The 24,322-nt window shown below is 68.3% G+C and carries 27 protein-coding genes and 3 pseudogenes; 11 read left to right on the top strand and 19 right to left on the bottom strand.

The window, feature by feature from the left end; translation table 11 throughout:
- Positions 1-109: 109 nt before the first annotated feature.
- The 10 genes and pseudogenes from FGD71_RS31700 to FGD71_RS31665 all read right to left on the bottom strand — a co-directional run bounded on the left by FGD71_RS31700 (position 110) and on the right by FGD71_RS31665 (position 8,584).
- Entirely contained in the window at positions 110-1,582 is a 1,473-nt protein-coding gene (locus FGD71_RS31700; RefSeq protein ID WP_119103989.1) for an MFS transporter, read from the bottom strand.
- Positions 1,477-2,049, bottom strand: a complete 573-nt coding sequence (locus FGD71_RS49965; RefSeq protein WP_338120095.1) for an oxidoreductase C-terminal domain-containing protein — start codon at positions 2,047-2,049, stop codon at positions 1,477-1,479. The genes FGD71_RS31700 and FGD71_RS49965 overlap by 106 nt, the downstream gene beginning before the upstream one ends.
- A gap of 219 nt (positions 2,050-2,268) precedes the next feature.
- Complete coding sequence (locus FGD71_RS49260; RefSeq protein ID WP_240436869.1) at positions 2,269-3,360, bottom strand: DedA family protein; 1,092 nt, start codon at positions 3,358-3,360, stop codon at positions 2,269-2,271.
- 110 nt (positions 3,361-3,470) lie between these two features.
- Positions 3,471-3,672: pseudogene (locus tag FGD71_RS49255) on the bottom strand (oxidoreductase C-terminal domain-containing protein); the annotation flags it as partial.
- A 1-nt stretch (position 3,673) separates the two neighbouring features.
- On the bottom strand, positions 3,674-4,713 hold a 1,040-nt coding region (locus tag FGD71_RS31685), incomplete at its 3' end, for an NAD(P)/FAD-dependent oxidoreductase (protein ID WP_244951230.1).
- On the bottom strand, positions 4,710-4,907 hold the full coding sequence (locus tag FGD71_RS31680) for a ferredoxin (protein WP_119103988.1): 198 nt from the start codon (positions 4,905-4,907) through the stop codon (positions 4,710-4,712). The genes FGD71_RS31685 and FGD71_RS31680, both read right to left, overlap by 4 nt.
- Positions 4,908-4,973: 66 nt before the next feature.
- Entirely contained in the window at positions 4,974-6,203 is a 1,230-nt protein-coding gene (locus tag FGD71_RS31675) for a cytochrome P450 (RefSeq protein WP_119103987.1), read from the bottom strand.
- 67 nt (positions 6,204-6,270) lie between these two features.
- Positions 6,271-6,555 carry a hypothetical protein gene (locus FGD71_RS49250; RefSeq protein ID WP_244951229.1) on the bottom strand — a complete coding sequence of 95 codons (285 nt, stop codon included), beginning with the start codon at positions 6,553-6,555 and terminating at the stop codon, positions 6,271-6,273.
- Between the two features lie 3 nt (positions 6,556-6,558).
- Complete coding sequence (locus FGD71_RS31670; RefSeq protein ID WP_240436867.1) at positions 6,559-7,236, bottom strand: SDR family NAD(P)-dependent oxidoreductase; 678 nt, start codon at positions 7,234-7,236, stop codon at positions 6,559-6,561.
- Positions 7,237-7,378: 142 nt separating this feature from the next.
- Positions 7,379-8,584, bottom strand: a complete 1,206-nt coding sequence (locus tag FGD71_RS31665) for a cytochrome P450 (protein WP_119103986.1) — start codon at positions 8,582-8,584, stop codon at positions 7,379-7,381.
- Between the two features lie 235 nt (positions 8,585-8,819).
- On the opposite strand from FGD71_RS31665, the gene FGD71_RS31660 reads away from it, so the two are divergent.
- The gene (locus tag FGD71_RS31660) at positions 8,820-9,449 is read left to right on the top strand and encodes a TetR/AcrR family transcriptional regulator (RefSeq protein ID WP_119103985.1); all 630 of its coding nucleotides are present in this window, start codon (positions 8,820-8,822) and stop codon (positions 9,447-9,449) included.
- On the opposite strand, the gene FGD71_RS47610 is transcribed toward FGD71_RS31660, so the two are convergent.
- Positions 9,420-9,635, bottom strand: coding sequence for a hypothetical protein (locus tag FGD71_RS47610; protein ID WP_162931284.1), 216 nt, complete (start codon positions 9,633-9,635; stop codon positions 9,420-9,422). The genes FGD71_RS31660 and FGD71_RS47610 overlap by 30 nt on opposite strands.
- On the opposite strand from FGD71_RS47610, the gene FGD71_RS31655 reads away from it, so the two are divergent.
- A complete protein-coding gene (locus FGD71_RS31655; RefSeq protein WP_162931283.1) occupies positions 9,623-10,681 on the top strand; it encodes an IS5 family transposase in 1,059 nt (352 codons plus the stop codon). The two genes, FGD71_RS47610 and FGD71_RS31655, sit on opposite strands and share 13 nt — an antisense overlap.
- 266 nt (positions 10,682-10,947) lie before the next feature.
- Positions 10,948-11,595, top strand: a complete 648-nt coding sequence (locus tag FGD71_RS31650) for a dihydrofolate reductase family protein (RefSeq protein ID WP_119103983.1) — start codon at positions 10,948-10,950, stop codon at positions 11,593-11,595.
- A 128-nt stretch (positions 11,596-11,723) separates the two neighbouring features.
- Here FGD71_RS31650 and FGD71_RS31645 read toward each other — a convergent pair.
- From FGD71_RS31645 to FGD71_RS49245, 3 genes and pseudogenes are all read right to left on the bottom strand, one after another.
- Positions 11,724-12,358: pseudogene (locus FGD71_RS31645) on the bottom strand (ATP-binding protein); the annotation flags it as partial.
- A complete protein-coding gene (locus FGD71_RS31640) occupies positions 12,355-13,026 on the bottom strand; it encodes a Mu transposase domain-containing protein (RefSeq protein ID WP_240436866.1) in 672 nt (223 codons plus the stop codon). The pseudogene FGD71_RS31645 and the gene FGD71_RS31640, both read right to left, overlap by 4 nt.
- Entirely contained in the window at positions 12,963-13,214 is a 252-nt protein-coding gene (locus FGD71_RS49245; protein ID WP_240436865.1) for a hypothetical protein, read from the bottom strand. Before FGD71_RS49245 ends, FGD71_RS31640 begins: the two co-directional genes overlap by 64 nt.
- Positions 13,215-13,392: 178 nt before the next feature.
- On the opposite strand from FGD71_RS49245, the gene FGD71_RS50280 reads away from it, so the two are divergent.
- The gene (locus FGD71_RS50280) at positions 13,393-13,791 is read left to right on the top strand and encodes a Tn3 family transposase (protein ID WP_119103982.1); all 399 of its coding nucleotides are present in this window, start codon (positions 13,393-13,395) and stop codon (positions 13,789-13,791) included.
- Here FGD71_RS50280 and FGD71_RS31630 read toward each other — a convergent pair.
- Complete coding sequence (locus FGD71_RS31630) at positions 13,728-14,597, bottom strand: NADP-dependent oxidoreductase (RefSeq protein WP_119103981.1); 870 nt, start codon at positions 14,595-14,597, stop codon at positions 13,728-13,730. The genes FGD71_RS50280 and FGD71_RS31630 overlap by 64 nt on opposite strands.
- A gap of 121 nt (positions 14,598-14,718) precedes the next feature.
- On the opposite strand from FGD71_RS31630, the gene FGD71_RS31625 reads away from it, so the two are divergent.
- From FGD71_RS31625 to FGD71_RS31600, 6 genes and pseudogenes are all read left to right on the top strand, one after another.
- Positions 14,719-15,132: a winged helix-turn-helix transcriptional regulator gene (locus tag FGD71_RS31625; protein ID WP_119103980.1), complete on the top strand. Its 414-nt coding sequence runs from the start codon at positions 14,719-14,721 to the stop codon at positions 15,130-15,132.
- A gap of 17 nt (positions 15,133-15,149) precedes the next feature.
- A complete protein-coding gene (locus FGD71_RS31620; protein ID WP_240436864.1) occupies positions 15,150-15,344 on the top strand; it encodes a recombinase family protein in 195 nt (64 codons plus the stop codon).
- A gap of 1,353 nt (positions 15,345-16,697) precedes the next feature.
- Positions 16,698-17,102 carry a hypothetical protein gene (locus tag FGD71_RS31615; protein WP_140935992.1) on the top strand — a complete coding sequence of 135 codons (405 nt, stop codon included), beginning with the start codon at positions 16,698-16,700 and terminating at the stop codon, positions 17,100-17,102.
- Between the two features lie 611 nt (positions 17,103-17,713).
- Positions 17,714-17,902, top strand: coding sequence for a transposase (locus FGD71_RS31610; RefSeq protein ID WP_119103977.1), 189 nt, complete (start codon positions 17,714-17,716; stop codon positions 17,900-17,902).
- Positions 17,903-18,040: 138 nt separating this feature from the next.
- Positions 18,041-18,565 carry a P-loop NTPase family protein gene (locus FGD71_RS31605; RefSeq protein WP_119103976.1) on the top strand — a complete coding sequence of 175 codons (525 nt, stop codon included), beginning with the start codon at positions 18,041-18,043 and terminating at the stop codon, positions 18,563-18,565.
- 98 nt (positions 18,566-18,663) lie between these two features.
- A pseudogene (locus tag FGD71_RS31600) lies at positions 18,664-19,475 on the top strand (IS5 family transposase).
- Here the strand turns inward: FGD71_RS31600 and FGD71_RS31595 are convergent.
- Positions 19,472-20,242: a DeoR/GlpR family DNA-binding transcription regulator gene (locus FGD71_RS31595; RefSeq protein WP_119104016.1), complete on the bottom strand. Its 771-nt coding sequence runs from the start codon at positions 20,240-20,242 to the stop codon at positions 19,472-19,474. The pseudogene FGD71_RS31600 and the gene FGD71_RS31595 sit on opposite strands and share 4 nt — an antisense overlap.
- Before the next feature lie 413 nt (positions 20,243-20,655).
- Positions 20,656-21,087, bottom strand: coding sequence for a hypothetical protein (locus FGD71_RS49960; RefSeq protein WP_338120094.1), 432 nt, complete (start codon positions 21,085-21,087; stop codon positions 20,656-20,658).
- 4 nt (positions 21,088-21,091) lie between these two features.
- Between FGD71_RS49960 and FGD71_RS49955 the strand changes: the two genes are divergently transcribed.
- Complete coding sequence (locus FGD71_RS49955; RefSeq protein WP_338120093.1) at positions 21,092-21,406, top strand: Rossmann-fold NAD(P)-binding domain-containing protein; 315 nt, start codon at positions 21,092-21,094, stop codon at positions 21,404-21,406.
- A 242-nt stretch (positions 21,407-21,648) separates the two neighbouring features.
- On the opposite strand, the gene FGD71_RS31585 is transcribed toward FGD71_RS49955, so the two are convergent.
- On the bottom strand, positions 21,649-22,068 hold the full coding sequence (locus tag FGD71_RS31585; protein ID WP_119103974.1) for a roadblock/LC7 domain-containing protein: 420 nt from the start codon (positions 22,066-22,068) through the stop codon (positions 21,649-21,651).
- The gene (locus FGD71_RS31580; protein ID WP_240436863.1) at positions 22,065-24,047 is read right to left on the bottom strand and encodes a sensor histidine kinase; all 1,983 of its coding nucleotides are present in this window, start codon (positions 24,045-24,047) and stop codon (positions 22,065-22,067) included. Before FGD71_RS31580 ends, FGD71_RS31585 begins: the two co-directional genes overlap by 4 nt.
- Between the last annotated feature and the right edge of the window lie 275 nt (positions 24,048-24,322).

Here is a 24,322-nt window from a genome sequence, read left to right as displayed (position 1 = left end):
GGCACCGGTGCGCGCCGAACATGAAAGCGGTGCCCACACGCCCACGGAGCACGGTGTGCAGGCGTGTGGGCACCGAATATGCAGCTTCCTACTTGCTGGAAGCGGCGTCCTACTCCGCACCCGCGGTCTTCACGGCGGCTGACTCCACCGGGGCGGGGACCTCTATCGGGGGTCTACGGGGGATGAGGCTCGCGAAGGCGAAAGAGAGGACACCGGCGCCGACGCCCAGGGCCAGCACGGCCCGCAGGCCGTTCTCCGTCGGGATGTGCACGCTGTGGAAGTCGGTGGTCATGTGGGCCAGGATCAGGCCGGCGACGGCGCTGGAAACGGTCGTGCCGATGGAACGCATGAGCGCGTTGAGGCCGTTGGCGGCGGCGGTCTCGGACACAGGCACGGCTTCCATGATCAGCGCGGGCAACGCGCCGTAGGCGAAGCCCACTCCGGTCGCCACGATGCAGGAGGCGACCAGGACCTGCCAGACCCCGGACATCATCACCATGGTGATGATGTAGCCCGCTGCCACGATCGCGGACCCGATCATGAGGGTCACCTTCGGCCCCTTGCTCTTGGTGATGCGCGCTCCGTACGGAGAGACCGCCATCATCGTCAGACCCTGCGGAGCCATGACCAGGCCGGTGGCGATCAGGGACTTGCCCAGACCGTAGCCGGTGGCCTCAGGCATCTGGAGCAGTTGCGGCAGCGCCATGTTCATCGAGAACAGGGCGAGGCCCAGCGCCAGCGCGGCGAGGTTGGTGAGCAGTACCTGCGGTCGTGCGGTGGTGCGCAGGTCCACCAAGGGCTTCGGAGTGCGCAGTTGGAACCAGCCCCACAGCGGCAGCACGATCACGGCCACGGCGAACAGGGAGAGGACCGTGCCGCTTCCCCATCCCCAGTCCTGGCCCTTGGAGACCGCGAGCAGCAGGCAGACCAGGCCCAGTGCCATGCCGGCCGCCCCCGTCAGATCGAAGCGCCCGCCCGTACGTTCACTCGACTCGGGCACCAGCAGGACGACGAGTCCGGCGGAGACGGCGCTGAGGACCGCGGAGACCCAGAACAGTACGTGCCAGTCGAAGTTGTCGACTATGACCGCGGAGACGGGCAGGCCCAGGGCGGCGCCGACGCCGAGGGAGCCGAACATCGACGCCGTCGCCGCGGGCAGTTTCTCGGCGGGCAGTACCTCACGCATGATGCTCACGCCCAGCGGGACCACGCCCGCCGCCAGGCCTTGCAATGCCCGGCCGACGACCATCGGAGCGAGGGAGTCGCTCAGCGCGCAGATCACCAAGCCCACCAGCATCAGGCAGATGCCGAGCAGGAGCATGCGCCGCTTGCCGTACATGTCGCCGAGCCGGCCCGCCACGGGGGTGGAGACTGCGCCGCACAGCAGCGTGGCCGTGACGGCCCAGGCGGTGTCCGAAGCCTTGGCGTCCAGCAGTTGGGGCAGGAGGGGAACGATCGGGATCACCAGGGTCTGCGTCAACGCGCCAACGATTCCGGTGAGGGTGAGGGCCGCCACCATGGCGCCCAGCCGCGGTGGCAGGGAATTCTGTGCCTGGGCGACCGGCGGGTGCGTTCTGGACATGGGTGGGCCTCCGTGTGTCTGGTGCTGGGCTGAGAGCGGCCGCGGCGGGCTGGGGTGACGTCGGAACGGTCGGGAAGTTGGAGGAGCAGGTGGGGGTCCTCCTTCGGGCCGTGGCCCGTGTGCGTCGGCCTGGAGCGCGTTGGTCGCCAGTGCGTCGTGCCAGGGGTGTGGGTGGCGATGGCCTGGCGCCACGGGCGGATGGTCCTGGGCGGCACGCCGACGGCGAGGACTCCGGTCACCGTCTCGCCGGTGCGGTACGCGGCCACGAACCGGCGCTCGGTCACGTCGCTTTCCACGACGGCCACTTGCTCGTCGCCGCGCAGATATCCGTACGCCTGGATCCTCATGTCGTACTGGTCGAACCAGAAGTAGGGCACCGGCGCGAACTGCTTGCGGGCCTCGGGGCGGAGCAGGCTGCGGGCCGCGGCGATGGCCGTGGCGCTCTTCGCCTGAACGCTCGGCTTCACACACTGCCGTTACCGGCGAAGCATGCGACCGCGGGGACGGGTCCTGGACTCCGGCCCGAACTTCAGCCGATCGATGCCGCCTTCACGTGGCGGTCCTTGCTTCTTATGTGGTGCGACTTCGTGTCACACCACTGAGCAAGGCAGTTGTAGTCTTTGCGCGCCCCTGCGGACCATGAACCGCGGTCGGCTGAGGGCGTGTGCCTCCTCCCCAAGGCCACCTCACCCGGATGTGTTCGTTTCGACGATCGCGGTCGCTGCGTTCTTCCGTCGTCGGTTGCGGCGCCTGAGGAAGAGGGGGACACCCACGGCGAGGGCGCCGAAGAGGGCATACGGGACATAACCCATGATGTCGACCACCTGGTGCCAGTTCTCGCCGAGCAGGTATCCGGAGCCCAGCAGCATGCCGTTCCATATCAGGCTGCCAATCGCGGTGAGGACCACGAACTTCGGCAGCGCCATCCGCTCGACTCCGGCCGGTATGGAGATGAGGGGACGGACGACGGGCAGCATCCGGCCGAACAACACTGCCTTGGTGCTGTGCCGGGCGAACCATGCCTCGGCGCGGTCGACGCTTTCCGGCTTGATGCCCGGGAGCTTCACCAGCAGCGCTCGCGCGCGGTCACGGCCGAGCCGGGCGCCGAGCGTGTACTGGACGAGACTGCCCACGACCACTCCCGCGGCGGCGCAGACGATGGCGACGCCGATGTTGATGGCGCCCTGGCTGGCGGTGTACCCGATCAGCGGCAGCAGCACGTCGATGGGGAGGGCCCCGAAAAGCACGCTGTCCAGGACGGTGAGCAACGCGATCCCCAGCCCGCCGAGTGCGTCGATCACATCGATGGCCCACCCGGCCAGGCCCCCTGTCGGTTCGCCGGTGGTCTGGGCGAGGTACAGCATCATGTGTTTCCTCCGGGAGATTTCGGCAGCAATGTGCGTTGATGGACGGTGAGTGTGCTGGAAGCAGGGGTGTGTGAGGGTGCTGGAACGAGAGCCGCTGCTCCGTGGCCCCTGCTCGGCGTCAGTGGCGGGCTTTCCCGCGGCCGTGCCCGCCGGCGCGGGTGCTTCCGCGGAGTTGGCGTCCGACCGCCGGCGGGGGATGAAGGGCGCGCAGGCCAGGGAGACGACGGCGGTATCCGCCGATCGCCAGGACGTGCGCAGGCCGTTCCGGGGCGGCAGCGTAACGCCGTCGAAGTCGATGGTGTGGTGGGCGAGGATCACGCCTGCCACGGCGCTGGAGAGGGAGGTGCCGATGGACCGCATGAGGGTGTTGAGACCGACCGTGGCGGCGGTCCCGGACACGGGCACGGGCACGGCTGGAGCCTGTGGGAACGGCGATACAGAAAAGGGGAGCTTGTGGCGGTCACAGGGCTGGGCGCGCCTTACGGGGCTCCTCAGCCCTGCGTCGCGTACACGCGTGTCGCCTACGGCCGATTCGGCACGGCGTCGTGCCAGGCGGCGCGGACGGCGATGACCTGCCGCCATTGCCGGACGACCTTGGCCGGCATGCCGACCGCGAGGGCTGCGGTGATCCGGTCGCCGGAGCGGTACGCGGCAAGGAAGCGGTCCTCGGCCAAGTCCCCTTCCACGACGGCGACTTCGTCATGGCCGCGCAAGTAGCCGTACNTCCACGACGGCGACTTCGTCATGGCCGCGCAAGTAGCCGTACGCCTGGATCTTCATGTCGTACTGGTCGGACCAGAAGTACGGCACCGGCGTGAACGGTGTGCGTGCCCCGGGAGCGGCGAGCAGGTTGCGGGCGGCGACCATGCCCTGCTCGGCCGCGTTGGTGCGGTGCTCGATCCGCATCGAGGTGCCGAACAGAGGATTGTACCAGCGGGCGACGTCCCCGGCCGCGTACACTCCCCCAGCCTTCGGCCGGGGGGACCCCCAGGCGGCCTGGCAGTACTCGTCGCAGACCACGCCGTCGTCGACCGCAAGACCGCTGCCGGCCAGCCAGCCGGTGTTCGGCAGTGAGCCGATCGCGATCAGGATCTCGTCGCCCTCAACGACCTCGCCGTCCGCCAGCCGCACCCCGTCCTCGGTCACCTCCGTGACGGTGACCCCGCACCGCAGCTTCACGCCTCGCTCCCGGTGAGCCCGTGCCAGCGCCTGCCCCACCTCAAGGCCCACCGCACGCGCCAGCGGTACCGGCGCCGGCTCCAACAGGGTCACTTGAGCGCCCAGCTTCGACGCCACCGCCGCTGCCTCCGCCCCCAGGAATCCGGCCCCGACCACTACCAGCCGCCGTCCCGGTCCTATCCGGTCCCGCAGGGCGAGCGCGTCGTCGAGGGTGCGCAGGACGTGGGCGACACCGTCACCGGGAAGGCGCCGTGGCCATACGCCGGTCGCGATGAGCAGCCGGTCGTACGGCACCGTCGAGCCGTCCGCCAGCCGCACCAGACGTCCGGCGGGGTCGAGGCCGGCCGCGGCGACGCCGAGCCGCAGGTCGAGGTCGAGGGCGGCGAGGTCCTCCGGAGTCCGCAGGGCCGCCCTGTCGGCGCCCCACTGACCGGACAGGACCTGTTTGGACAGTGGCGGCCGGTCGTAGGGCGGGTGGGGTTCGTCGCCGATCAGGGTCAGCGTGCCGTCGTAGCCCTCCCGGCGCAGTGTCTCGGCCGCCGCCAGACCGGCGGCCGAGGCACCGACGACCACGATCCGCTTCACCGCTCTGCCAGACGGATCGCCGCGGCCGGGCAGACGGCCACGGCCTCCCGTACGCCGTCGAGGAGTTCGGCGACGGGGTGCTCCTCCAGCACCACGGCGACGCCGTCCTCGTCCCGTTGGTCGAACACGTCGGGGGCGGCCATCACACACTGCCCGGCCGCGACGCATTTCGGTTCGTCCAGCTCCACACGCATGGTTCTTGTCCTCGGTTCTTCAGGGGGACTTCAGGCTTCAAAAAGTGGTTCTTCAGGAGTGGCGGCCTACCAGGCGACTGGCAGCTCGTGCACGCCGTAGACCACCATGTCGTGACGGAAACTCAGCTCTTCCAGGGGTACGGCCAGACGCAGGTCCGGCAGCCTGCGCAGCAGCGCGGGCAGGGCCTCCTGCAGTTCCACGCGGGCGAGGGACTGGCCGAGACACTGGTGAACGCCGTATCCGAAGGCCACGTGTCCGCGGGCGTCGCGGTCGAGGTCCAGGACGTCGGCCATGTCGAAGACGCTGTTGTCCCGGTTGGCGGAGGGCACACCGAAGACCAGCATCTCGCCCTCCCGTACGGGGTGACCGCCGATGACGATGTCCTCGGTCGCCACGCGCACCAGCATGTCCTGGGCGATCGACAGGTACCGCAGCAGTTCCTCGACGGCGGCGGCGACCACCTTCGGATCGTCGGTGTCCCGGATCCGATCGGCCTGCCGGGGGTTCTCCAGCAGGGCCAGCGTCCCCAGCGCGATCATGTTGGCCGTGGTCTCATGCCCGGCGTGCAGGATCACCATGCTGCTCATGGCCACGTCGCGATGAGTGAGCTCTCCGGCGACCACCCGCTCAGCGATCAGCCGGCTGATGAGGTCGTCCCCCGGCTCGCGCTCCTTGCGCTTCACCAGATCCAGGAGGTAGCCGAACAGTTCGCCGCTCGCCGCCTTCCTCTCCTCCTGTGAGGTTCCCTTGCGCATCAGCGTGGCGCTGCGCGTCTGGAAGAAGGCGTGGTCGTCGTAGGGCACCCCGAGCAGCAACGAGATCACCAGGGACGGAATCGGCAGAGCGTACGTGCGCACCAGGTCCACCGGCGGTCCTGCGGCGATCGTCTCCTCCAGGAACCGGTCGACCAGCGACCGGACATGCGGCCGCATCGCCTCGACCCGCTTGACGGTGAACTCGCCGGTGAGGGTGCGCCGGATGCGGGAGTGCTCGGGGTCGTCCATCCGCGGGAACGCCTGCGGCTGGCCGTGCTGCTGGGTTTCCATCAGCTGCGGGAAGCGATGTCCGTCGGCACTGAGCCGCGGATCGCCCAGTACCTGCTTGACATCGTCGTACCGGGGGACCGCCCAGGCGATGCGGCCATTGCTCAACCGCACCCGGGGCAGCCCGTCGGCGCGCCGCCAACCGGCCTGCACAGGGGGCGGGTCGAAGGGGCAGCGGGGGGAACGCGTGCCAGGGTAGTCGGGAAGGCTGGTGCCGTCGTTCGGCTGGGTCTGGTCGGTCGCCGTACTCATGGTTACTCCTTGGGGGGAGGGGTGGACGAGCAGTGATCCGCCGGAGCAGGGCGTGCAAGGCACCTGCTCATGGGTGGTGTGTGGTGCTCCGCAGCAGGTGGGCCATCTCCACGCCAGGGTCCGTGGGGATGAAGGAGTCGTTCTCGTCCCGGATCCGGTCGAGGTGGTCACGTACGTCCTCGGCCGTCAGTGCCGGGTTGTGGTAGCCCCGCGTCCGTGCGACGAAGAACCGCGCGACCTGTCCGGCACCTGCGGTGTAGACCTCTCCGGACACCGGGCAGTCCTCGTGGGCCAGGAAGGCCACCACGGGCGAGACCAGCGCCGGGGCGAGACTGCGGGTGAGGGTGTTCATCATCTACAGGGCCGCCGGATCGACGGGGCGGCCGTTCGCGCCGCCGATCCCCGCGTCCGCCAGGGATCCCGCGAGCATGCGGGTGGCGGCGACCGGGGCGACGGCGTTGACCCTGATGCCGTGTGCGGCTCCCTCCACGGCGAGGACCCGAGTGAAGCCGAGGAGTCCCGCCTTGGCCGCGCCATAGCCGCTCTTCCGGGCGGAGCCCAGCAGACCCGCCGCGGAGGTGGTGTTGACGACGCGGCCGTAGCCCTGTTCCCGCATGACGGACCACGCCGGGACGGTCACGTGGAAGGCGCCTTTGAGGTGCACGTCGATGACCGGGTCGAGCTGGTCCGGGGTCATCTCGTGGAAGGGCTTGTCGCGCAGGATGCCGGCGTTGTTGACGACGATGTCGATCCGGTCGTAGGCATCGAGCGCGGTGCGCACGACGTCCCGTCCGCCTTCGGGGGTCGCCACGCTGTGGCTGTCCGCCACCGCCTGCCCGCCGCGCTCGCGGATCGCCTCTACGACGGCCGCGGCAGGAGCGTCGTCCACTCCCTCGCCTGCCATGGAACCGCCGATGTCGTTGACCACGACACGTGCTCCGCGGGACGCCAGGAGCAGGGCGTGCTCCCTGCCCAGGCCGCCGCCGGCTCCGGTGACGATCGCGACCCTGCCGTCGAATCGCAGGTCCGTCATGCCGGGGCCCAGGCCATCGAGCGTGCAGGTTGGGTGCGGGCAGCCGAGAGGGAGGGGTCGGGGTTCGGTGGGGACATGCTCGGTCTCCTGTGGGGGGAATGGGGTGACCTTGCCCCTCGTGCGGCAGGGCGTCCGGGTCGTGTCACCAGGCGATCGGCAGCGCGTGGACGCCGTAGATGCTCATGTCGTTGCGGAACCTGATCTCCTCCGGTGGCACCGCGAGCCGCAGGCCGGGCAGCCGGCGCAGGAGCACGGGCAGGGCGATCTCGAGTTCGGCACGGGCCAGGACCTGTCCGAGGCACTGGTGCACGCCGTGTCCGAAGGCCACGTGTCCGCGGGCGTCGCGCTCGACGTCGAGGCGGTCGGGGTCGCTGACGAAGCCGGGATCCCAGTTGGCTGCCGAGAGGTTCATGACCAGGAGGTCACCGGCGCGGACGAGCTGGCCACCGATCTCGATGTCCTCCTTGGCCACTCGGGTGACCAGGCTGTGCACGATCGTGAGGTGGCGCAGGAGCTCCTCCACCGCGGCCGAGACCACCTTCGGGTCGTCCGCGTCGCGGATCCGCGCGAGCGCGTCCGGGTTCTCCAGCAGCGTGAGGGTGCCCAGCGCGATCATGTTCGCGGATGTCTCGTGCCCGGCGTTGAGGAGGATAAAGCCGTTCACCGCCAAGGTCTCTCGGCTCAGCTGCCCCTCATGGAGGTGCTCGCGCACGACACGGCTGATCAGGGCGTCGTCCGGTTCGCGTTCCTTCTTCCCGATGAGGTCGAGCAGGTAGCCGAGAATCGACCCTCTGGCCTTCTGCCTCTCCTCCTCCGTGGCGGTGCGGCTCATCAGGACGGCGGTGATGTCCTGGAAGTAGGCGTGGTCGTCGTAGGGCACCCCCAACAGCATCGAGATCACCAGGGAGGGAATGGGCAGCGCGTACGCCTGGACCAGATCCGCGGGGCTGCCGGAGGCCACCATGGTGTCGATGAACTCGTTCGCCATCTCCTCGATCCGCGGGCGCATGGCCTGAACCCGCTTGACCGTGAAGTCCTTGGTCAGCATGCGGCGCAGCCGGGCGTGTTCGGGGTCGTCCATCCGGGGAAACATCTGGGTGCCGGGGCCCATGCTGATCTGCTGCATCGGGACCTCTGCGCTGATCCGCGGATCCGTCATCGCGGCCGTCACGTCCTCGTACCGGCTCACGGCCCAGGCGGCGCGGCCCCTGAAGTTCACCCGGCGCAGACCACCCGTCTCACGCCACTCCCGGTACTCGGGGGCGGGGGCCAAAGGGCAGCGTGCGTCGCGGTCAGCGGGGAACTCGGGAAGACCGATGACGTCATCGGTGTCGGTCGTGGTGGACATGGAACCTCCTGGAGCGTCGTGGGGGAAGGCGCCGAGGTACTGGTGAGCGAGCCGTCGTGACCACTCGAAGAACGCAGGGGCACCACGCGCGTCGTGGACCGCGCACAGCGCTCCGCGTTCGCCACTCACCGGATCATTCGCGAGCCGACATGCAGCGGTAACTGGCAGCTGACTGCCAGTTCCATGGTGCCCCTGATGCAAGTGGCAGTCAACTGCCTGTTGCTACTCTTTCCTCGTGGCCACCAATTCCGAGCGACTCCTGCGGACCGACGCAGCCCGCAACGCCGAGCGGATCCTGCGCTCCGCCCGCGAGGTCTTCGCCGAGAGCGGCCCCGACGCGCAACTGGACGAGATCGCTCAACACGCCGGGGTCGGTATCAGAACGCTCTTCCGGCGTTTTCCCAACAAGGCCGTCCTCGCCAAGGCCGCCTTGGAGCAGGGCATCTCCGAGTGCATCGCTCCCGTCATCGAACAGGCACTCCTCGATGACGACCCGCTACTGGCACTCAACTCCGTGATCGACGCCGCCATGTCGCTGGCCGCCCGCGAGCACAACACCCTGGCCGCCGCGAGAAACGCCGGCGCCGTCATCTCGGACGCCATCGGCCCGTACTACGCGTCGCTGACCCTTCTCACCCGTCGCGCCCAGGAGGCCGGACGCATCCGCGCCGACCTCGTACCGGACGACATGCCCAGAATCATGGCCATGCTCTTCAGCCTGCTGTGGACCATGGACCCGGCCAGCGACGGCTGGCGCCGCTACCTCTCCCTCATCCTTGATGGCCTGTCACCGGCGGCGGCGACCCCGCTTCCCGAGTCCGTTCCGCTGCGGCCATCACCACGACCTGGAAACTGGCCGATCTGACGCGAGGGTGCGGTGGCCGGGGTGGGGCACGTAGTTCCAGGCGTCGCCGTACTCGTCCTCGGTGAACGTGACGCCGGAGCGGCCGCCCAGCATGGCGTCGAAGAGGGCGTCGGCGCTTGGGTGTCCGGCCCGGCGCATGGCGGCGGGGTACTCCTTGGCGATGCGCTGGGCGAGTGCCCACAGCACGGCGGCGGAGTGGGCGCCGCCGGGGAGGGTGGGGCCGAGGGTTTCGTACGCAGGTACGGGGCCATGGCGAAGGTGGACTTGTCGAGGGCGGCCAGGGCGGCGAAGGCGAGCTTGTAGGGGGTGCGGCCCAGGCGGGCCGCGGCCGGGGAGGACAGCCGGAGGCCTACTGCCACCGGGCGATACTCGATGCGATCCGCTACCTGGTCGACAACGGCATCGAGCGGCGGGCGATGCCCGCCGACTTCCCGCCGTGGGACCGGGTATACGCGTTCTTCCGCCGCTGGCGCGACCATCGCATGGTCAAGGAGTTCCCCGACCGGCTGCGCGCCGAAGTCCGCGGGGAGTTGGGCCGCGACGCGGAGCCGAGTGCGGGTGTGATCGACTCGCAGTCCGTCAAGGCGGACGCCGTCGTCGGCTCCGACAGCCGCGGCTTCGACGGCGGCAAGCTGATCAACGGGCGCAAGCGGCACGTCGTGGTCGACACGCTCGGCCTGCTGCTGGGCGTGGTGGTCACCGCCGCGGACACCGGCGACCGCGCCGCCGCCCAGGTCCTGCTCGAGCAGGTGGCCGACGCGCACCACCGCTTGGCCCTGGTCTGGGCCGACGGCGGCTACACCGGTAGTTCAGCATATGAAGCCTTAGATGATCTCTTGGCACAGCTTGTAGCGGTGGAGGTGCTGATGCCGAGAAGGCGGTTGACCACTGCGGCTGGGACTTCGGCAGTCAAGTCGCGGATTGCCGCCGAGCGGCTCGGCAAGGACCGGATGCCCAGCCGTTTGAGTCGAGCAGCGAGAGTGACGCGGCTGAGGTGCTGGCCCGGACGGATTCCAGGGAAGAGCCACGGAGCGTCGAGCTGGCCGATGTGGCCATCGCGGCGGCGGTCGGCCGCGATCTGCTGGACCAGACCGCCGACGCAACGTCGTCGAACGCTGCGTCAACCAGCTCAAAGGGTTCCGCGGTCTCGCGACTCGATGCGACAAGACCGCCGCAACACACCGCGGGGATCAGCCATCTGCTGTTGCTCGGAAGGGTGGTTGAGCGGGTAGAGACACACCACTGACGCGTAAGTCCATGAGCGCGAAGACCTCCGCCTGGCTTCGCTCACGTCAAGCGGCAGCGTTTGTCCGTCTGTTCGGGCGCCGGTTGGCGGTCGACGGTGGCCTGAATGTTCACGAGAAATGACGTCACTGCCTGGGGTCGCCCGCCGTCTGTGACAGCAGGTGGCCCAGTTTCTGACCGGTCACGGATGCAGCGATGAGTTTTCGCGGCCTAAAGAGTCTCACCACCGTTGTCGACAACACAGGAGGAGCACGTGGCTCAGCTGCTGAGAGTCCAGAACTTCAACGTCTCGAGTGACGGCATCGGCGCCGGCGAGGGCCAGAGCCTTGAGAGTCCGTTCGGCCACGCCGTCGACCCGGCGAAGCTGTTCGCCTGGGCCGGTGCCACGGCGAGCTGGCCCATGCGCACCGATCCCGGAGGGAGCCGGGGCCTCGACGACTACTTCACGCGGGACTACGCGCGCAACATCGGTGCCGAGATCATGGGCCGCAACAAGTTCGGGCCCCAGCGCGGGCCCTGGAATGACCATGAGTGGCGCGGCTGGTGGGGTAACGAGCCCCCCTTCCGCACCCCGGTGTTCGTCATGACTCACCACAAGCGTCCTTCGTTCACGCTCTCCGACACCACGTTCCACTTCATTGACGGCGACCCGGCCACGGTCCTGGAGCAGGCGCGGGAGGCGGCGCAGGGCAAGGACGTCCGGCTCGGCGGCGGGGTTACCACCATCCGGGAGTTCCTGGACGCCGACCTCGTCGACACCATGCATGTGGCGGTCTCGCCGGTGAAGCTCGGGTCCGGACTACGGCTCTGGGAGTCACCCGATGAGCTGCTCGACCGGTTCCACCTGGAGGTCGTGCCCAGCCCGAGTGGCGTGACGCACCACCTGTTCTGGCGAAAGTGACCGGACCTCAGGGCTGGCCCGGGCTGCCTGTTTTGCCTCCTGGGGCTGCCCTGAGGCGGGCCGTCGAGTCGCGCCTCGGGCAGTCAGCCGGCCTTGGCGGGTTCCTCGGCTCGTGCCCGGTGGGGGCCATTGGAGGCGATAGCGACGCTGTTCTTCTCCTCGCGCTCGGTCAGCACCTGGAACAGCAGCTCAGCGCCGTGAGGTCCAGTTCCATGTAGCCGAGCTCGTCGATGCACAAAAGATCGACGCGGCCGTACCGGGCGATGGTCTTGTTCAGCTGCTTCTCGTCGGCGGCCTCGACCAGCTCTCTCACCAGCTTCGTGGCCAGTGTGCAGCGGACCCGGTAGCCCTTCATGGCGGCCTCGGTGCCCAGGCCGATCAGCATGTGCGACTTGCCGGTGCCGGAGTCGCCGATCAAGCAGAGCGGCTGCCCCTTCTTGATTCACTCGCTGGAGCCAAGGGTGTGGATGGTAGCCGGGTCGACATTGGGGTTGGCGTCGAAGTCGAAGGTCCGCAGGGACTTCTCCCGCGGGAAGCCGGCCGCTTTGATCCGCCGTTCCGACCTGCGGCGGTCCTGGTCGTCGCACTCGGCCATCAGCGGCTCGGCCAGGAAGCCGCGGTAGGTCTTCTGGTCCTTCACCGCCCGGTCGGCGATGTCGGAGAACTCGTTGCGGATGCTCGGCAGCCGCAGCAGGCGGCAGGCGGTGCCGACGGCGGCGTCGGCGGCCTGCTCGGTCAAGCCTCGCTGACGGGACAGGGTCACTGGGCTTCTTCCTCTCGGTGGGCGCCGCCGCTGGCGCGACGGCGTCGGAGCAACTGGTCATAGGGGGTCACCGAGAGCAGCGGCCTGGTGTCCGGCGGCAGGTGGGCAAGCCTCCACTCGTGCAGAAACGTCACGGTCCCCGACGGCTGTCCCGTCCCGGTGGTGGGCAGGCCGGGGACGGGATCGTCCTCGGCCAGGGCGGCCTTGCGGGCCTCCAGCGCGACCGCGTCCGCGGTCAAAGCACCCGCCGCCCGCAGGGCGGTGGCCAGCCCGGCGACCAGGTGCTCGTGCGGGATGTGCCGGCCCAGCAGCAGCACCCCGATCAGGGCCCGGGTGCCGTCCCGCTCGCCGTGGATCTTGCGGGCCTGGGCCCAGCAGGCGTCGTGGACCGGAGTGAACTTGCCTGCCGAGCGGGCCTGTTCGAGGGCGGTGGCTCCGGGAAAGGCGCCCGGCTTGCGGATCAGGGCTTCGAGGTAGTGGTCCAGCTCCAGGCGGCAGCCGCCCTTGGCAATCAGCCGCTCATGCCGGGCGACTTCCACGTTCTGGTCATAAACCACCAGGTGAGAGGCGTCTAGCACCACGCGGACCCGCTTGCCGATCAACCTCACCGGCACCGAGTAACGGTTGGTGCGGACCGCGATCTGGCTGTAGCGGTCGACTGGTCCCACTGCTCGACCATCTCGTTCAGCTCCGCCAGCGAGGCTACCTCCGGCACCGGGGTGAAGTGGTTGCGGCGGAAGTAGACGATCTGCCACTCGACCCCGCCCTTCTCGTGGGCGCCGTCGATGCCCGAGCGGCAGTAGAAGCTCTCGATGCCGAAGTGCGAGCGGAACGCGATCCACCGGTCGGTCTCCACCCTAGGTAGGGCACGCGCAGCACTGTGGCGACGCCACGCGACGGGCCGCCCGGCTCAACTGCGCAGCTGCGCAGTTGAGCGGCGAACCCGTCGGTGGTGCCACCAAACGGCGCGAACTCCGTGAACGCCTACGGCACGGGGCGGGGAGATCGCCTCCAACCGGCGCGACGAGCAGGAGATGTTCGTGCTGTGCCGGCGGATCCTCCAGTCAGCCCTGGTCTGCGTGAACACCCTCATGCTCCAGGACGTCCTCGCCGACCCGGAGTGGGCCGACCCGCTCACGCCGGCCGACCGGCGCGGCCTGACACCGCTGTTCTGGTCGCACGTGCGCCCGTACGAAGAAGTGGACGCCCGCCTGAACCTCACTGCGGTGACCGTGCCAGGCGCTCGCGGGCCGACGGACACGCACGGCCAGTGCCCGGGCTGGGGAGCGTACGGGCGCATGATCCCAATGCTGTCTGGATCGCCGTCGAGCCCGACAGGAGCCCAATGGTGTGGCACAGGTCAGTGCGGTCAGCCGTGGTCCGGAACGATGACCAGGCGTCCCCGCAGTCCGCCTTCGGCGAGCCGGGCGTGAGCCTTCGCCGCCTCCTCCAGGGCGTACGTCTCGGCGACCCGGAGTGTGAGCACGCCCTCGTCCACCAGTCGGACCAGTTCCGCCAGCCGCGCCCCGTCCGGCCTCACCTGGACCGCCTCGACGCGTACTCCGCGTGCCGCGGCCGGGCCCGCCCCGGGGATGACACCGACGTAGGCCCCTGCGTCGCGCGCCCGGGCGAGTGCCGGTTCCCCGAGGATCGCCGCGTCGAGCACGGCGTCGAAGTCCGCCCCGCCGGTGACACCGGTGACGTGCGCCGCACCCAGCGACCGCACGAGTTGCTCGTCCTTCTCGCGGGCCAGTGCGGTCACCGACACCCCTTGGCGGGTGGCGAGCTGGACGGCGTATCCGCCCACCGCTCCCGCAGCGCCGGTCACCAGCAAGGACTGTCCCTCCCGCAGCCCCAGCAGGTCCAGCGCACCCGCGGCGGTCAGGGCGTTCAACGGCAGGGTCGAAGCATGCACGGCATCGGCCGACGAAGGCGCCGGGGCCACCCAGTCGGCCTCCACGACGACGTACTGGGCATGCGTGCCGTCGGCCAGCGCCACCACCTCGGCGCCGACGCTCCATGACGTGTCCGCACCGGCCGCGTCGACCGTCCCGGCGACATCGCCACCCAGCCCGCCCGGCTCCCCGAACATGCCGGACCGCTTGGCCGCGTCGACCGGGTTCAGCGCGGCTGCCGCGACCTTGATCCGCACCTGGCGCGGCCCGGGGTCGGGCACGTCTACGTCCACGATCTCCACGGCTTCGGGACCGCCGAATGTCCTCACCACTGCAGCACGCATGGGAAATTCTCCTGAAATGACTTGTTAGCGCGTTTCCGCCTTGCTGAGGCAACCCTAGGGAGCGTTACTCTCTAACGGGAAGTAGTTACCTGAGAGTGCCTAGCGCACCGAGAGGAGAGCTGTGGCGACGATGACGGCGGCCCAGAAGCGTGAGCAGGCGCGGGTTGAGTACGACGCGTTCTGCCGCACCTGCCCGACCAACGAACTGCTCGGCCGTCTCAGCGACAAATGGGTCGGCCTGGTCGTCGCGGCCCTGTCCGACGGCCCCCGGCGCTATGGGGAGCTGAGCCGCAAGATCGCGGGTGTCAGCCCCAAGATGCTCACGCAGACCCTGCGTGCTCTCGAACGCGATGGTCTGTTGTCCCGCACGGTCACTCCGTCCGTCCCTGTCCGCGTCGACTACGAACTCACCCCCCTCGGCGCCAGTCTGGCCGGCTTGCTGACGGCCGTGAAAGCTTGGGCCGAGACCCACTTCGATGAGGTCCGCGCGGCACGAGAGCGGTACGACGCGACGGCCGATTCACCGGCATCCTGAGCCCGGCGTCTGGATCGGTGCGGTGCCTGCGCAAGCGCGGCGTCGGATTCACCTCGCCGCACGAGGCGCTCGACACGACCACGCCCGGCGGGCGCCTGATCTTCCATGCCTTCGCGGCTCTGGCGGAGTTCATCCGCGAACTCATCGTCCAGCGCCGATGGCCCATCTCCCCCGTCTGCCTGGCGCGCGGGGAGGCTCCGCAATTTCTGTAAAGCGGAACCTCAGCTTTCGCGGCTACAGCACGGCCCAGGCAGGGAACGCAGCACAGATTCGGTGACCGCAGACAGCACCCGAGGTCCCAGGCGGGCAGCGGGCTGGTTTCGTCGAAAAACGTGGTGATCAACCATCGACAGGCAAAGCAGTGTGAGACACCGTCCTACTCCAGCGGCATTGCGGTAGAGCGGAATGTCGACCTCGAGATCATTAATTAGAGATCACTAATGCGTGAGTGGCTAATTTCATACGTCAGCGATTTTCGGTCATTTCTCCACGACCACCTGTTGTGGGAATAAAAGGTCCGTTAACCTCCCAGAGATGCAGTGCAGTCAAGCACATAGAAAAGGGGAGGTCCAGTGAAATTACATTTTCGGCGCGTGTTGCCGAGTTGCGTGGCGCTTATCCTGGCCGCTGTCGCCAGTGTGTCCATGATCAGTCAAGCCACAGCGGCCGGGCCGGCACTTGACGGAACTTCGCTCAGCGCTTCTGAAGAGAAGCTGCTGAAGTCAGAAACGCCGAAGACAGTCACCCTCGACCCGGCCACCGGAGCCGTGCTCGCGGTCGAGGAAGGGAACTCGCGCGTCGAGCCGCTTATCAGCAGACGCAGCGTCTGCCAGTCGGGCGACGCTTGTTGGTACACAACCCGGGTTCCGTACGCCAATTTCGGCTTCTACGGGTCTGCAGGCACGTATTCAGCGACCATGCCCTACCGAGGTGACTATCACACGGGGAGATACACGACCAGGGCATGCTGGAACTATGGAGGGCCGGTCTGTGGCCCGGTCCTCGGGCCGAACACGTGGGGCACCCTCGGAGTGACCGTGACGGGCACTTCGTTCACGATCTACTGAGTAAACCCGGCCCGAGTTCAACTCGTTGCCCCGCCAATATTGGATGGGCAACGAGTGTCGCCGTATATAGCCCAATCCGCTTTCGTAGCACATAGAAAGTCAATGAGTGCGTGTTTCTGACCCGGGCAGGGTGACTTGACTCTGGATAGGGCAGCCGACTGAGGTTGGTGCTGTCACGCTGGGAGCCGTCAGCGGTGCGCAGCGTGGTGACGACTTTCTGGACGAGCTGCCGACTCTCCGTCGCGAAGGTGCAGGCAATGAAGCTTCGTGTACTGCTGTGGTTGGTGCCACTTCCAGTTGCGTTTGTCACCGTAATCGCCCTTGCGGCTTGGCGCTCTGCGGACACGGGAGAGACTCCCGAGGACCCGTCCTTTTTGCCGTTGGAGGTTGACAACTCTGAGAATCAGGGCAGCGCGGAGGAACTCCTGAAGTACTGGACGGAGGAACGAATCCGTAATGCGCAGCCCATGCCCATGCCCACACTCCAGTTGCCGGACGATGCGCCCGCTGGATAGCGCCTATTCGCTGGGGGTGGTAGTTCCCCGACTGAAAGTGATCGTCTCCTGGCGGGCGGCGTGCGAGCACACCTTCGCCTGCCTGAAGAACTGGCGGGTCCTCTCCAAGCTTCGCCAGTCCGCGCGTTACGCGCCCGCTACTGCTGCGCCCGAGCTGACCAACACCGAGGTCGCCCGCTGGCAGACGATCTTGCAGTCAGATCGAGTATGGTCCGCCACCACGGGGGGAGTGCCGGACTTCCATTGGGGTGAGTGGATCTCATTCGCCGGAGCCAGCATCTACGTGCTCTGGGAACTCGGCCGCATCAACGGCGCACTTCGCGAGCTCGCCGACCTCTGGAACGAGCAGTACCAGCAGCGGCAGGAATCGGCTGACTCCCTCCAGTGACACAGCCGGTCGGCGACTGCATGACGATTCCGCCGTCGACCCAGGGCATTCGCCTCCGGAGGGCTGCCGGGCCACGGGACGGCCCTGCCTGTCCAGTCCAGTCCAGTCCAGTCCACCAAGGAGTGGGCCTCATCGAGCTGGCCGACGGCGGCCTCGGTCTGCGGCGCCTCCCGTTCAGCGCAGGCTCGCGGGTGCCAGCCGGATCCCGCCGGAGCCGGTCCTGATCCGCACCGGCCGGGGCGCTGCCGCGGCCGGTCCGGGCTGGGCAGTAGGCCGCTGTTTGACCGGCCTGGTCAGCCGCCTGGTCATCAGCGTGATGGTGGCCCACGCGAGCGGCGGCTACGGCGCCGTCCACGACTACCTGCGCCCCCTGCGGACGACACCCCGGCTCCCCGGACGTCCGGCCAACCCTCGGTCAGGTCGGTCTCCGGCTGGATGCTCACCCATCCCGACGCCCTCCAGGATGACGACCGGCTGCGACTGAAGGCTGCGCTCGCCAACTGCCCCGAGCTGCAAGCCCTCGCCGGGCACATCCGCGCCTTCGCCCGGATTCTCACGCAGCGCAAAGGAGAGCAGCACACGGAGTGGATCGTGGTGGTTCGTAGGACGACTTGCCCAGCCTGCACACCTTCGCCAGCGGCCTCGAACGCGATCTGGACGCGGTCACAGCCGGCCTCTCCACACCTTGGAACTCCGGCGTCGTCGAAGGCCATGTCAACCGGATCAAGATGCTGAAGCGGCAAATGTTCGGCCGCGCCGGCTTCGCTCTCCTGCGGAAACGCGTTCTCCTCGCACGCTGAGTGTCCTGCTCCTGCGCCCACCAGCCTGGCCGTAGTGAACGGCAAAGGCGGTCAGCAAGAACCTGCCGGATGCACTGGGCTGGCTCCCAATGAAAACCACATGCTGCGATAGTCCGGGTTCTGCCAGGCTGACGAGCCATGACTGCTTACGAACTGTTGCTCATTGGCGGTGGTGCGGGCGTCGGGAAGACGACTGTCGCATGGGAGGTGTCCGCAGCATTGCAGGAGAACGGGACAGCGCACTGTCTGATCGAAGGGGACTACATGGACCAAATCCATCCCGCACCCGACGACGATCCTCACCGCACAACGATCACCGAACGGAACATCGCCGCGGTCTGGTCGAACTACGCGGCTCTTGGTCAGCACCGGCTGATCTATACCAACACGGTGAGTGTCCTGGAAGGGCCCATGGTCAGCCGGGCCATGTGCGGCGGCGAAATCAAAGTCACACGTATTCTGCTCACGGCAGCTGAAGCCACCGTGCGACAGCGGCTCGCCCAACGGGAAATCGGATCCCAGCTACACGCTCATATCGAGCGGAGCCTGCGGATGGCACGGCATCTGGACGAGGAGGCTCCAGCGGGCACCGTTCGTATCCCGACGGACAGCCGGCCGGTTCAGGACATCGCCATACGAGTACTTCAGGCCGCCGATTGGTAGACGTGACGCAACGATCAGGCGCTTACAACGGCTAACACAATGAGGTGGACCGGTCCTGGTTGTAGTGTCCGGGGCAGGAGTTGAGCGTTCGGCCCGGTATGGGGATGTCGCCGTGGATCGTGTCGGATGAGCTGTGGGATCACCTGGAACCGCTGCTGCCGAAGCGCGAGCGCAGGTTCCGGTATCCGGGTCGCAGGCCATTACCGGACCGGGACGTGCTGTGCGGGATCTTGTACGTGCTGCACACCGGAATCCAGTGGGAGTACCTGCCCAAGGACCTCGGCTTCGGCTCGGGCATGACGTGCTGGCGCAGGCTGCGAGACTGGAACGAGGCTGGCGTCTGGCAGCGGTTGCACGAGGTCCTGCTGGCCGAACTGAACGCGGCCGCACGTCTGGACTGGTCCCGCTGTGTGGTCGACTCTTCCCACGTCACGGCGCTAAAAGGGGGCAGCACACGGGCCCGTCGCCGGTCGACCGGGGCCGGGCCGGCTCCAAGCATCACTTGATCACCGACGGACACGGCACCCCGCTCGCGGTCCTGCTGACCGGCGGTAACCGCAACGACGTCACCCAACTCCTGCCGCTGCTCGACGCGATCCCGCCGGTCCGCGGCCGGGTCGGACGGCCCCGCCGCAAGCCGGACTCGCTGTTCGCCGACCGCGGCTACGACCACGACATCTACCGCGACCGGGTCCGCGCCCGCGGCATCGTGCCCGCGATCGCCCGCCGCGGCACCCTACACGGCACCGGACTGGGCACCTACCGCTGGGTGGTCGAGCGTACTTTCGCCTGGCTGCACGGCTTCCGACGTCTACGTATCCGCTGGGAACGACGAGCCGACATCCACGAAGCGTTCCTCCAGCTTGCCTGCTGCCTCATCACCCACCGGCAATGCAAGTTGCTCTGTTAACCGTGGATTGTGGCCGAAGCTGTTCCAGCCACCCTTACACCGGCCTCCCGCAGGGCCATACAAGTCGCGTGGCCTTCGGATTCATTGGTGATGATCACGTCCAGATCCTCGGGAACGCAGATTTTCACCATGCCGGTTCCGGGGAACTTGGTCTTGTCAGCCAGCAGCACCACCTTGTCGCTGGCGGCGATCATGGCGCGCCGGGCGGGCACCTCGGCCACGGTGGTGTCCATGACCTGGCCTCCAGGTCGCAGGCCGCAAGCACCCATGAAGAGCCAGTCGGCGTGAACTTGGCGGAGATTGTCCTCGGCCATGAAGCCGTCCAGCATGCGTGACTCGCGGATGACCATGCCTCCGAGCAACATGAGGTCGACGCTCTCGTCATCGTTGAGTTCGTCATATACAGCAAGGTTGTTGGTGATCACGGTAAGTCGGCGACCACGGAGCTGAAGCGCGAGCCGGTGGACCGTTGTGCCGCTGTCCAGAATGACCGACTGGCCGTCCTCGATCATGGCGGCTGCCCGGGCGGCAATCGCGTCCTTCTCCGCGACCTGAACCTCGGCAGCCTCGTCGAAGGGCGGTTGAGCGTCCTCAATGACCGCTCCACCATGGACACGAGTGATCAGCCCGTCCGCCTCCAGTTTGAGGAGGTCGCGCCGGATGGTCGCCGCGCTGGCGTCAAGCTGCTCGGCGAGGGCGGCCACAGAAGCGGTGCCGCTGACACGCAGGGCCCGAAGGATGAGTTGGTGTCGTCGTTCAGCCAGCACGCAACGGGACACTACACGCTGCTGGCTGAGACAACCTCCCTACTTCTAGCCGCACTTGACGAGCACGCATGCACACGCCGCGTCACTGCCGCGGTACTGGTTGGCCAAGTAACTGGAGGGTCGCTTCGAACCGCTTGGAGGCACCACGGGGCGCCAACGTCCCAGAAGCACAGCTCCATCACGTGCGGGACAAATTGGCTCTGATGACCGCTCGCCGCATTGTGTTAGCCGTTGTAAAGACGCACGATTATGGACCTGCGAGCCTCGGCGATGGCCCATGGCCCGGCATGCCCGATGGACTGTGGAACATGACACCGACTACGCCAACAACGTTGGTCCTCGCGGGAACAGGCAAGACTGGACGCCGGGTCGTGTCCGGGCTCGTAGCGCGTGATGTGCCGGTACGGATTGGCTCACGGCGTGCTGAGCCGCCGTTCGACTGGCAGGACGACACCACGTGGGAACCTGCACTGCGGGGCGCGGACGCGGCTTATGTGGCCTTCTATCCTGATGCGGCGTTCCCTGGCGCGGCTGGGATCGTGGGTTCCTTCGCAGACCTCGCGGTGGCTTGCGGCATCCGGTGCCTTGTCTTGCTTGCCGACCGCGGTGCTGCCGAGGCCGAGCGGTGCGAACAGGCGGTGCGGGAGTCGGGTGCGGAGTGGACCATCGTGCGGGCGGGGTTCATCACGCAGAACTTCAGCGAGGCGTTCCTCGTAGAACGGATCCGGGCCGGTGTGGTCGCACTTCCGGTCAGCGATGTGGCGGAACCGTTCACCGACGCAGAGGACATCGCGGATGTCGCCGTCGCGGCGCTGACCGAGAACGGTCACGCCGGCCAGATCCACGAAAGTGACCGGACCACGACTGCTCACCTTCGCCGATGCCGTCGGCGAGATAGCGAGGGTGACCCGCAGGGAGGTTCGTTATCTGCCGGTCACGCCCGAGCAGTTCGTCTCATCGCTGACGGGACGAGGTGTGTCGACCGAGTACGCGACGCAACTGGCCGGCCTGATGGTCGAGGTCTTCGACGGCCGCAGGGCCGGCGTGACCGACACCGTCGAGCGCATTCTCGGCCGACCAGCCCATGACTTCGCGGAGTATGTCCGCAAGACCGCCGCTACCGGTGTATGGGATGCCCGTGCTGAGTCCTCCGATGGAGCCTGACAAGACCAACAGCCCGTGCTGATGACCGCCAGGCGCACGGGAGGGCCTCTGGGCTTGCCTGGCAATATTGCCGGCCCTCCCGAACGGCCTGACCGGCATGCGCCCGGTCACCGAACGTGCCGGCCGCCGCGGGGACGCGGAAACGATCTTCGCCCGTTGTGAGGACGGCTTCTGGTGCCTGGTCCGCTGGGGCCCCGATGCCCCCGGAAGGCCCCGCGGAAGGTAGCCGGAGCGCGCCGTGACTATCCCGCGGCCAGGGGCGTGGAGTTGAGTTCGCGTATCAACTGCGGGGTGAGCAGATCGCCGGCGCGGTCGGCGAGGACAGCCATTTCGTAGCCGACCAGGCCGACGTCGCATCCCTCGGCGGCGAGGACGCCAAGGCAGCTGCCGTCGCGGATACGACCGACCATCAGGAAACCCCCGAGCATCTCGATCATGACGAGCTTCATGCCGTGGAAGCCGTGTGTTGTCGCCGCGTTCTGGGCGAGGCTGGTGATGCCGGAGACGACGGCGGCGAGGTGGTCGGCACGATCTCGGCCGAGGCCGTCCGAGGCGGCCATGAGGAGGCCGTCGGAGGAGACGGCGACGGCGTCGACGACGCCGTCGGTGGTGCGTACGAACTCCGAGATGAGCCAGCCGAAACTCTGAACGGCGGTGGTCACGATGACACTCCTTGTGTGCTTCTGGCCTCGGCACGGGCGACCCCTGCTCGGAAACCGTTGAGCAGGGAGGAGACAGCGGGCCTGGCGGGTGGGGGTGTGGCGGAGCTGTCCTGCGCGGGGACGAGCAGGCGCCCGGGAAGGACAAGGAGCGCGGACAAGCCGCCGCCAGGGGTGTCGAAGAGCTGGACCTGAGCGCCTTCACCGAGGCGGTGGGCGAGTCGGCCGACGACGAGGTGGCCGAGGAAGCGGGTGGGCGCGGTGAGAAGGGCTTCCTCGCCGGAGTCGGAGAGGCGGGCGCCGGCACGTTCCTTGTCGGCTTCGGACATGCCGATGCCGTGGTCGACGACAGCGAAGCAGTACGTGTCGTCCTCGGTGTCGTGCCAGCCGTGTACCTCGACTGGTTCGGTCGGCGGCGAGAAGTTCAGCCCGTTCTCGATGAGTTCGGCGAGCAGGTGGGCGACATCCGCGACGGCGTGCCCGCGCACCCGCACCGGCTCCACGGTCGCGATCAGGACTCGCCGGTACTGCTCCACCTCGGCGACGGCGGACTGGACGACCTCCAAGCCGTCGGCGGGTGCCGCCGTGGGCCGCGGCGGATTCTGCCCGGCCAGGACGAGCAGGCTTTCGGCGTTGCGCCGCATGCGGGTGGCGAGGTGGTCGAGCTCGAAGAGCTCGGCGAGGGCGTCCGGGTCGAGTTCCTGGCGTTCCAGGCGCGTGATGAGGCTGAGCTGGCGACGCACGAGGTTCTGGTTGCGACGGCCGAGATTGGCGAGCGATTCGGTGGTGTTGCGGCGCAGACCGGCCTGCTGGGCGGCCAGGTGGAGGGCGGTGCGTTCCACCTGGTGCAGGGACGCCGCGACCTCGGCGATCTCCGCCGCGCCACCCAGCGACTGCGCCTCGGGGGTGTCCGGGGCCTCCGCCGGCGGGAGGAACTCCCCATGGTCCTGCGGGGACTGCTGGATACGGGCGACGGTTGCGGGCAGCCGGTGCCGCGCCACGTCGTGGGCGGCCTCGGCGAGTGCGCCGAGCGGGCGCGTGAGGGAACGCGAGGCAAAGGCGGCGAGGCCCGCGACGAGGGCGGCCATGAGCGTTCCCGCGACGAGGTAGGCGGCGAGGCCCAGCTCCGCGTCGTGACTGAGCCTGTCGGCCCGGTCCCGTACGTCGTCACCAACCGACTGCTGGACGGCGTACAGATCGTCGACGAGTACGGTCATCGCGTCCCACCACGTGCCCGCGTCGGCGCGCAGCGCGGAGCCGTCGGCGGCGCCTTCCGCTTGATTCTCGTAGGCGGTGGCGCGTTGGGCGTCCTTGGTGCCGAAGGCGTTCTTCAGGGCGGCGCGCTGGGGCGCGGTGGCGACCTGGCGGAAGCGGACGAGGGCGGCGACGCGCGTGGCGCGCACCTCGGTGAAGGTGAGGTACTCGCGGCCGTGGAAGGCGCCGTCGGCGAACACGCCGTTGAGGAGACCGCGTTCGAGAGCCACGGACTCCTTGGCCGCGGCCAGTTCCCGCAACGCCGCCAGCCCGTCGCGCAGTTGACGGTCGGCGCGTGTCGCGCTCTCCGTCACCGGGTCGACGGCGTTGAGAGCGTCGACAGCAGTGGTGTAGAAGGTGAGAGTGGCTGCCCGGTCGGCGGTGTCTGTGCCGGCGGTTCCCCTGTCAGCGGCGGCGCGGATGGCGGCGAGGCGCCGCAAGTGCCGCTGGATGACATCCTCGACGGCTCGTTCGGGGCGCATTCCGCGCAGCGCGGTGTCAACGCGCTTGCGCGTAGCGGCGAGCGGTGTGCGGAAGCTCTCCTCACCGCCCAACAGACCGTTCGTCAGGCCGCGTTCGCGCTGCAGCTGGTGTACCAGTGCCTGGACCCGCAGGCTGAGGCCGACCTCGGCACGGGTCGTCCGCGCGTCGCCGAGGGCCTCGGCGCGGCCGTACACGGCCAGACCGGCCACCGCCAGCAGCAAGCAGATCGGGACTGTGATGACCACCGCCACACGGCCTCTGATGCTGCGCCAACCAGGCATCGGACGGCGGCCAGGCATCGGCCGGTCGCCGGGAGTCGTTCGGTCACCATGGCGGCGCCCTGCACCACCCCTGCCGAAACTGCCGTTGCCGGTTGCGCCGAGCCTGCCGAGCCTGCCGAGCCTGCCGAGCCTGCCGAGCAGCGGCCGTAATGGCGTCCACACCCTCATGCTCACGAAGTTAGTCCGACTGCCGTAGCGGCCGGTTTCCGACCTGTTAGACCCCGTGGGGACTTCAGTTG

This window comes from Streptomyces sporangiiformans (assembly GCF_005768555.2).
Taxonomy (GTDB): domain Bacteria; phylum Actinomycetota; class Actinomycetes; order Streptomycetales; family Streptomycetaceae; genus Streptomyces; species Streptomyces sporangiiformans.
Note: the sequence above shows the minus strand (reverse complement) of the source record. Positions and strands in the feature narration are given on the sequence as shown.

Coding starts and splice junctions, on each gene's coding strand:
- FGD71_RS31630 (WP_119103981.1), bottom strand. CDS start 14,597: ATGCGTGCTGCAGTGGTGAGGACATTCGGCGGTCCCGAAGCCGTGGAG.
- FGD71_RS31615 (WP_140935992.1), top strand. CDS start 16,698: ATGCGCCCGCTGGATAGCGCCTATTCGCTGGGGGTGGTAGTTCCCCGA.
- FGD71_RS31700 (WP_119103989.1), bottom strand. CDS start 1,582: ATGTCCAGAACGCACCCGCCGGTCGCCCAGGCACAGAATTCCCTGCCA.
- FGD71_RS50280 (WP_119103982.1), top strand. CDS start 13,393: ATGTTCGTGCTGTGCCGGCGGATCCTCCAGTCAGCCCTGGTCTGCGTG.
- FGD71_RS49250 (WP_244951229.1), bottom strand. CDS start 6,555: ATGAACACCCTCACCCGCAGTCTCGCCCCGGCGCTGGTCTCGCCCGTG.
- FGD71_RS31665 (WP_119103986.1), bottom strand. CDS start 8,584: ATGTCCACCACGACCGACACCGATGACGTCATCGGTCTTCCCGAGTTC.
- FGD71_RS31675 (WP_119103987.1), bottom strand. CDS start 6,203: ATGAGTACGGCGACCGACCAGACCCAGCCGAACGACGGCACCAGCCTT.
- FGD71_RS31670 (WP_240436867.1), bottom strand. CDS start 7,236: ATGACGGACCTGCGATTCGACGGCAGGGTCGCGATCGTCACCGGAGCC.
- FGD71_RS31680 (WP_119103988.1), bottom strand. CDS start 4,907: ATGCGTGTGGAGCTGGACGAACCGAAATGCGTCGCGGCCGGGCAGTGT.
- FGD71_RS31605 (WP_119103976.1), top strand. CDS start 18,041: ATGACTGCTTACGAACTGTTGCTCATTGGCGGTGGTGCGGGCGTCGGG.